Genomic DNA, 7,782 nt, shown 5'->3' with positions numbered 1-7,782 from the left:
CGAACAGCGACGGCGCCAACTGGGCCAGGGCGGCGAAGGACACCAGGCCGATCGCCGCCAGGCCGCTGGAGCGGTCCATCGCCAGATAATAGAGCCAGGCCAGCAGCAGCAGGGCGACGATGGCCAGGCGGCGGATGTTCAGCAGAGCTCGCGCCATGTCCGGCTGGGCCGCGCCGCGCCGGCGTCCCGCCCCCATCAGCGGCAGGACCAGGTTGTTGGACACCATGGCCGACAGGGCCACGGCCTCGACGATGACCATGGCGGTGGCGGCCGAGAAGCCGCCGACGAAGACCACGGCGGTCAGCAGGCTCTGCCCTGCGCCGAACGGCAGGGCCAGCACCAGCAGGTCGGGGTTGGTCTCGGGCCGGAACAGGCCGCCCGCCGCCACCAGCGGCAGGACCGCCAGGGTTGTCAGGATCAGATACAGCGGAAAGATCCAGCGCGCGCGGCGCACCTGGGCCGGATCGCCGCCCTCGACGAAGGCGACGTGAAACTGACGCGGCAGGCAGAAGATGGCCAGGGTCGCCACCAGGGTGATGGCCATGAAGCGGGCGTCGATGTGCGGCCACGTTCCCAACTGGCCCAGGCTGTCGGCTGCGGCCTGACGCGAGGGCGAGGCGGCCAGCAGGGCGACGGCGAAGACGGCGACGGCCAGCAGGGCGGCCAGCTTGACGATGGACTCGATGCCGATGGCCTGGATCAGGCCGCGGTTGTGCTCGGTCAGGTCGGGCCGTCGCGCGCCGAACAGGATGGCGAACCCGGCCAGCACCGCCGCCATGACCAGGACGGTCAGGCTCTCGGACCCGGCGACGGGGGTGCCCGCCGTGATCATCTCGCCCGCCATCGACAGAGACTTGAGCTGAAGGGCGATGTAGGGGACCGAGCCCAGGATGGCGACGCCCGCCACCGCCGCGCCGAGCGCCGGGCTCTTGCCGTAGCGCGACGAGATGAAGTCGGCCATCGAGCCGACGTTCTCGCGTCGGGCGGCCGAGGCGATGCGCCGCCACAACGGCAGCAGCAGGGTCAGCCCCAGGATCGGCCCGACGTAGATGGGCAGATACTCCCACCCGTCGCGCGCGGCCGTGCCCACCGCCCCGTAATAGGTCCACGACGTGCAGTAGATGGCCAGCGACAGGGCGTAGAGCGACGGCCCCAGCATCCCGCGCCGCGCCTTGATCTGCGGCCGCTCGTACCACCAGGCGATGCCGAACAGGGCGGCCATGTAGAAGGCCGTCAGGGCCAGGGTGGCGAGGCTGAACATGGGCGTCATCTGGGCCGGGCGCGCTCACGCGGGCAAGCGAAAAAAAGAGGGCGGCCAGGCCGAAGCCGGACCGCCCGCAGGTTGGCGAAAGTCAGTTGTTGCGAAGCCGCTCGATCAGTCGTGGATATCCACGTCCTTGCCTTCCTTCACGAAGAGGACGCCGACGATCAGGGTCAGCACGGCGATGGCGATGGGGTACCACAGGCCGTAGTAGATATTGCCCGTGGCCGCGACCATGGCGAAGGCCGTGGTCGGCAGGAAGCCCCCGAACCAGCCGTTGCCGATGTGATAGGGCAGCGACATGGAGGTGTAGCGCACCTTGGTCGGGAACATCTCGACCAGGGCGGCGGCGATCGGGCCGTAGACCATGGTCACATACAGGACCAGCAGGAACAGGATGCCGATCACCATGGGCTTGTTGACCAGGGCGCTGTCCGCCTTGGCCGGATAGCCGGCCTGGGTCAGGGCGGCGGTCAGGCCGGCGTCCCAGGTCTTCTTCTGGGCGTCGAAGTCGGCCTTGGGCATGACCTTGCCGTTGAAGCTGTCGACCACCTGATCGCCGATGCGGACCTGGGCCACGGTTCCGGCCGGGGCGGCTTCGTTGACATAGGTGACGCCCGCCTTTGCCAGATGGGTCTTGGCCACGTCGCATGAGCTGTTGAAGACGGTCTTGCCAACCGGGTCGAACTGGAAGTGGCAGTCGGCCGGATCGGCGATCACCGTCACCGGCGAGGCGGCTGCGGCGGCGACGAGGCGCGGGTTGGCCGCTTCGGTGAGGGCGTTGAACAGCGGGAAGTAGGTCAGGGCGGCCAGCAGACAACCCAGCAGGATGATCGGCTTGCGTCCCACCTTGTCCGACAGCCAGCCGAAGAAGACGAAGAAGGGCGTCGCCAGCGCCAGGGCGGCGGCGATCAGGACGTTGACGAGGGCGGGGTCAACCTTGAGCGTCTTCTCAAGGAAAAGCATGGCGTAGAACTGACCCGTGTACCAGACCACGGCCTGACCGGCCGCCAGGCCGAACAGGGCGATCAGCACCAGCTTCAGGTTCGGCCACTTCATGAAGCTGTCCTTCAGGGGCGTGGTCGAGCCCTTGCCTTCGGCCTTCATGCGCTTGAAGGCCGGGCTTTCCGACAGCTTCAGGCGGATCCACAGGGACACGCCCAGCAGCAGGATCGAGACCAGGAAGGGAATGCGCCAGCCCCAGTCGGCGAACGCTTCTTCACCGATGGCCAGGCGCACGCCCAGGATCACCATCAGGCTGAGCAGCAGGCCCACGGTGGCGGTGATCTGGATGAAGGAGGTGTAGAAGCCGCGCTTGCCGTGCGGGGCGTGCTCGGCGACGTAGGTGGCGGCGCCGCCGTATTCGCCGCCCAGAGCCAGGCCCTGGATCAGACGCATCAGCACCAGGATGATCGGCGCGGCGATGCCGATGGCCGCATAGGGCGGCAACAGGCCGACCACGAAGGTCGAGACGCCCATCAGCAGCATGGTCACCAGGAAGGTGTTCTTGCGTCCCCACAGATCGCCCATGCGACCGAAGACGATGGCCCCGAACGGACGCACGGCGAAACCGGCGGCGAAGGCCATCAGGGCGAAGATGAAGCCGGTGGTCTCGTTCACGCCCGAGAAGAACTGGGCGGAGATGATCGCGGCCAGCGAGCCGTAAAGATAGAAGTCGTACCATTCGATGACGGTGCCGACGGAGGAGGCGAGAATCACCAGCCGGTCGTTCTTGTCGACCGTGTGCTCGCCGCCGTCCGCCGCACCCATGGTGCGGTCGGTCATGGGCAGTTCCCTTCCTGTGCGGCCGCGATGCGCGGCGCGTTCCCTCGCGCCCGGCGTGCTTTGCGCCGAGCGTCGAAAGGGAGAGTGACAGCAGGAACGCAGGTTTGCGGAGAGCGACCTTGGTCGAATAATCGCTCGCGGGAAGCGGAGCCTAGAGTCCCATGCAGAGGTATTTGATCTCCAGGTAGTCCTCGATGCCGTGGCTGGAGCCTTCGCGGCCGAGGCCGGATTGCTTGATCCCGCCGAAGGGGGCGACTTCGGTGGAGATCAGGCCGGTGTTGACGCCGATCATGCCGGTCTCCAGCGCTTCGGCCACGCGCCAGACGCGGCTCAGGTCGCGGGCGTAGAAGTAGCCGGCCAGACCGAAGATGGTGTCGTTGGCCAGGGCGATCCCTTCTTCTTCCGTCTCGAAGCGGACGACGCCGGAGACGGGACCGAAGGTCTCTTCGCGGCACATCTGCATGTCCTGGGTCACGCCCGACAGGACGGTCGGCTGGAAGAAGGTCATGCCCAGCTCATGGCGGGCGCCGCCTGTCAGCAGGCTTGCGCCCTTGGCCAGGGCGTCGGCGATGTGCTCCTCGACCTTCTTCACCGCCTTTTCGTCGATCAGGGGGCCGATCTGCACGCCGTCGCCGAGGCCGTTTCCGACCTTCAGGGCCTGCGTGGCCTGTGTCAGCTTGGCGACGAATTCATCGTGGACGGCGGCCTGCACATAGAAGCGGTTGGTGCAGACGCAGGTCTGGCCTGCGTTGCGGTATTTAGAGGCCACGGCGCCCGCCACGGCGGCGTCCACATCGGCGTCGTCGAAGACCAGGAAGGGGGCGTTGCCGCCCAGCTCCAGGCTCATCTTCTTGATGGTGTCCGATGACTGCTTCATCAGCAGGCGGCCGATCTCGGTCGAGCCGGTGAAGCTGATCTTGCGCACGGTTTCATTGGAGGTCAGCTCGCCGCCGATGGCCGAGGCCGAGCCGGTGACGACGTTGAACAGGCCGGGCGGCAGGCCCGCCTCTTCCGCCAGAACGGCCAGGGCCAGGGCCGACAGCGGCGTCTGGCTGGCGGGCTTCAGCACCACGGCGCAGCCGGCGGCCAGGGCCGGGCCGATCTTGCGGGTGATCATGGCGGCGGGGAAGTTCCACGGGGTGATGGCCCCCACCACCCCGACCGGCTGGCGTAGCGTCACCAGCCGTTTTGAGGCGTCGTGGGTCGGGATGACCTCGCCGTAGGTGCGTTTGCCCTCTTCAGCGAACCATTCGATGAAGCCGGCGGCGTAGGCGATCTCGCCCTTGGCCTCGGTCAGGCTCTTGCCTTGCTCGCGGGTCAGCAGGCGGCCGAGGGCGTCCTGCTCGCTCATCATCAGATCGAACCAGCGGCGCAGGATGCGGGCGCGTTCGCCCGCCGTCTTGGCGGCCCACGGCTTCATCGCGGCTTCGGCGGCGGCGACGGCGCGGCGGGTCTCAAGGGCGCCCATGTCGGGGACGGTCGCCAGCACCTCGCCCGTGGCCGGGTTGGTCACTTCAATGGTCCTGCTGCCGTCGGCGTCGATCCAGCGGCCGTCGACATAGGCCTGACGGCGGAGCAGGCGGGCGGGATCGGACATGGGGCGGCTCCTTGGTCGCGGTCGGGGAGCCGACATAACGCGCCGGAGCGGGCGCAGCTGCAAGGAGACGAAACGTCTAGCTGAGCATCAGCCCCATGCGCACCAGGGCGGGCAGGCTGTCGGCCTCCATCTTGGTCATGACCTTGGCGCGGAAGACCTCGACCGTGCGCGGGCTGATCTTCAGGTTCAGGGCCATCTCCTTGTTGGAGGCGCCGGCGACCAGGGCGTCGAAGACCTGCCGCTCGCGCGGGGTCAGGCGGCCCAGGCGCACGCGGGCCTGCTGGCGCGCTTGCTGGCGGGCGTCCAACTCTCCGAGCCTGGCCAGACAACCCTTCACCACCTCGACCAGGCGGGTGGGATCGAAGGGTTTTTCGATGAAGTCCACGATGCCGTTTTTCATCATCTGCACCGCCATGGAGACGTCGGCGTGGCCGGTGATGACGATGACGGGCCAGGTCTCGCCGCGCAGTTCGGCCAGGCGGCGTACGATCTCGGTTCCGTCCATGCCCGGCATCTGCACGTCGGTGATGACGCAGGCCGAGGCGTCCTCGGGCAGGGCGGCGAAGAACTCGGTCCCGCTGGAGAAGCCGCGCGCGCGCACGCCGCGCCCGCGCAGCACCCGCAGGAGGGCGTCGCGCACGGCGGAATCGTCGTCGATGACGAAGACGGAATGATCGCTCACGCGGTCCTGGCCTCCTGATCCTTGGGCAGGGTGAAGAAGAAGGCGGCGCCGCCCAGGGCCTGGCTGCGCCCGACGTTCAGGACGCCGCCGTGCCGCTCGACGATGGTGCGCGTGACGGACAGGCCCAGACCCATGCCGCCGGGCTTGGTGCTGGTCATGGGCTGGAACAGACGGTCGCGCTGATCGTCGGCGACGCCGGGGCCGTTGTCCTCGATGCTGATGCGATAGCCGTCGGCCTCGGCGCGGCCCAGGATGCGCACCTGGGCGCCGACGCCGCCCGCAGCCGCCTCGACGGCGTTGCGGACCAGGTTGACGACCGCCTGCTGGAACTGGATGCGGTCGGCCCGCACCCGGTCGCCGTCGGCGTCCAGATCGATGCGGACGGCGACATCCTTGTCCTGGCCCATTCGCGTCAAAATCTGCTTCATGGTCTCGATCATGGCCGCCACGCTTTCGTCGCCCATGCCGCCGGTCTCCTGGCTCAGGAAGGCGCGGATGCGGCGAATGATCTGACCCGCGCGCAACAGCTGGGCCTGGGCCAGGTCCAGGGTGCGGCAGGCGCTGTCGCCCAGGGATCCGGCCTTCTCCATGTCGGCCCGGCTGGCGTGCATGTAGCCGCTGGCCGCGCTCAGCGGCTGGTTCAGTTCATGGGCCAGGGTGGCGGCCATTTCGCCGAGGGAGTTCAGCCGCCAGACGGTGTTCAACTGAGCATGCAGTTCGCGCGCCTGCGTCTCTGCGGCGTAGTGGAGCGTCAGGTCGGCCAGGCCCAGGGCCACGAAATCCTGGTCTGGCCCGCCCGGCGCCAGGCCGAACTGCACGCCGACCGGAAAGGTCGAGCCGTCGGCTCGTCGGCCGACCCAATAGTCGGCGTCGGCTTTCAGCAGGCCGGATGGCATCCCAGAGGCGATGACGGCGGCCATAGTGAAGCCTGGAACCATATCGGCGAAGGGGCGCCCCAGGGCCTGCTCCTTGGTGATCCTGAACATGGCGAGCGCCGTGTCGCTGAGGCGCGAGATGACGCCCTCGCGGGTCAGCATCAGGGTCGGCGTCGACAGGAAGGCGACCTGGAGCATGGCGTCGCGCGCCGCCAGGGCCTTTGCGAGACGCGAGGCCTGCCGCCAGACCAGGATCAAGGCGGTCGAAGCCGCCAGCGCCGCCGCCAAGGCGATCAGGGCGAGGTCGCGCGGGAAGGACGGCGCCGCCAGCCCCATGGTCAGAGCCGCAACGGCGAACAGGGCGCACGCCAAGGCGACAGCCGCCGCCCAAGGATGCGGGAATGGGGCGATGTCACGGGAGCGGCGGTCCAATACTGAGTAAATCGAACTTGTCCTCGCTTCCCGCTAGATCAGGAGGCGAGCCCTTCCGTGTCGTCGTCGTCATAAGGCAGGTAAGAGGGGCCTCTTAAATAGGTCTCGGCTAACATGCAATTATCGCTCACAGTTCTTTGTGAGCTGAAAAAATGTCCATTTCTGTCATAACGTGGGTATGTGTGATCTTCGTCATCATGGTTACTCGAGTGTTAATAAATAGAACGACGTTCTGATGAAGGAAAGCTGCGCAGCGACAGCGTGAATTGCGGATTTCTACGTACGGCCGAATTTACGATTGCCTACCGTTGTCTCACGCAGAAGGGGATCAGTCTCAAAGAGGTCTGAATGCCCTTCCAAATCATCGCTCGACGCCAGAAAGGCGCTCGCGCGCTCCGTAATCCGCTCGCGGGCGGCTTGATCATCGCTCTGTCAGCGGCGCTAGCGGCCCCTGCGGGGGCCCAGTCTGTCGAAGGCCAGTTTGGCGTCGCCAGCGAATACGTCGGCAAGGGTCTGGGCAAGAGCGCCGGCGATCCCAGCCTGAACGGCTCGCTCGAAGTCGCGTACGGCGATTTCTACGGCGCCGTTTTCGCCTCGACCGCCAAACTGTCTCAGGGGTCGGACGCCGAGATCGTCACGAGTCTGGGCTGGCGGCCCAAGGCGGCCGGTTTCGCCTTTGATCTTTCGGTCGCCAACCGAGACCTGCCGGGCACGCGCGCCGGGATCGACTCCAACTTCTGGGAATATCAGGCTGACGCCTCGCGCAAGTTCGGGCGCGTTTCGGGGCGGCTGCGGGTCAACTACACGCCCGACGGTTTCGCCGCGACCAAGGAGGCCTGGTGGATCGAGGCGCAGGCGTCGACGGCCCTGGGGCCGCGCACCAAGGCGTCGGCGGCCTACGGCGTGCGCTCGGCGGACGGAGGGGCCGATTACAACGCCTGGAATCTGGGCGTGAAGCACAACCTGAGCGAGCGGTTTGCGGTGGATGTGCGCTGGTACGACACCGACAGCCATGCGCTGGGCGACAACTATGACGGGCGTCTGGTCGGCGCTCTCACTTACGCTTTCTGAACCCTCTCTCCTCTACCTTAGCTATCCGCCGGGGGGGCTCGGCGTTTTCGAACAGGAAACTCTCGTGCAGTTGGACAAC

At 67.2% G+C, this 7,782-nt stretch carries 6 protein-coding genes; 1 reads left to right on the top strand and 5 read right to left on the bottom strand.

Annotated features, from left to right (window positions below):
* The 5 genes from BDIM_RS18090 to BDIM_RS12760 form a co-directional block, all read right to left on the bottom strand.
* Nucleotides 1–1,261, bottom strand: a 1,261-nt coding sequence (locus BDIM_RS18090) for an SLC5/6 family protein (RefSeq protein WP_487042744.1), incomplete at its 3' end; no start/stop codon positions are given.
* Between the two features lie 114 nt (nucleotides 1,262–1,375).
* Nucleotides 1,376–3,046: an MFS transporter gene (locus BDIM_RS12775; protein ID WP_003166021.1), complete on the bottom strand. Its 1,671-nt coding sequence runs from the start codon at nucleotides 3,044–3,046 to the stop codon at nucleotides 1,376–1,378.
* Between the two features lie 151 nt (nucleotides 3,047–3,197).
* The gene (locus tag BDIM_RS12770) at nucleotides 3,198–4,643 is read right to left on the bottom strand and encodes an NAD-dependent succinate-semialdehyde dehydrogenase (protein ID WP_003166020.1); all 1,446 of its coding nucleotides are present in this window, start codon (nucleotides 4,641–4,643) and stop codon (nucleotides 3,198–3,200) included.
* Nucleotides 4,644–4,719: 76 nt separating this feature from the next.
* The gene (locus BDIM_RS12765; protein ID WP_003166019.1) at nucleotides 4,720–5,325 is read right to left on the bottom strand and encodes a response regulator transcription factor; all 606 of its coding nucleotides are present in this window, start codon (nucleotides 5,323–5,325) and stop codon (nucleotides 4,720–4,722) included.
* The gene (locus BDIM_RS12760) at nucleotides 5,322–6,572 is read right to left on the bottom strand and encodes a sensor histidine kinase (protein WP_003166018.1); all 1,251 of its coding nucleotides are present in this window, start codon (nucleotides 6,570–6,572) and stop codon (nucleotides 5,322–5,324) included. Before BDIM_RS12760 ends, BDIM_RS12765 begins: the two co-directional genes overlap by 4 nt.
* A 408-nt stretch (nucleotides 6,573–6,980) precedes the next feature.
* Between BDIM_RS12760 and BDIM_RS12755 the strand changes: the two genes are divergently transcribed.
* Nucleotides 6,981–7,703: a TorF family putative porin gene (locus BDIM_RS12755; RefSeq protein WP_081461906.1), complete on the top strand. Its 723-nt coding sequence runs from the start codon at nucleotides 6,981–6,983 to the stop codon at nucleotides 7,701–7,703.
* Nucleotides 7,704–7,782: the final 79 nt, after the last annotated feature.

Source organism: Brevundimonas diminuta ATCC 11568, from assembly GCF_000204035.1.
Taxonomy (GTDB): Bacteria; Pseudomonadota; Alphaproteobacteria; order Caulobacterales; family Caulobacteraceae; genus Brevundimonas; species Brevundimonas diminuta.
Note: the sequence above shows the minus strand (reverse complement) of the source record. Positions and strands in the feature narration are given on the sequence as shown.

Coding starts and splice junctions, on each gene's coding strand:
- BDIM_RS12775 (WP_003166021.1), bottom strand. CDS start 3,046: ATGACCGACCGCACCATGGGTGCGGCGGACGGCGGCGAGCACACGGTC.
- BDIM_RS12770 (WP_003166020.1), bottom strand. CDS start 4,643: ATGTCCGATCCCGCCCGCCTGCTCCGCCGTCAGGCCTATGTCGACGGC.
- BDIM_RS12755 (WP_081461906.1), top strand. CDS start 6,981: ATGCCCTTCCAAATCATCGCTCGACGCCAGAAAGGCGCTCGCGCGCTC.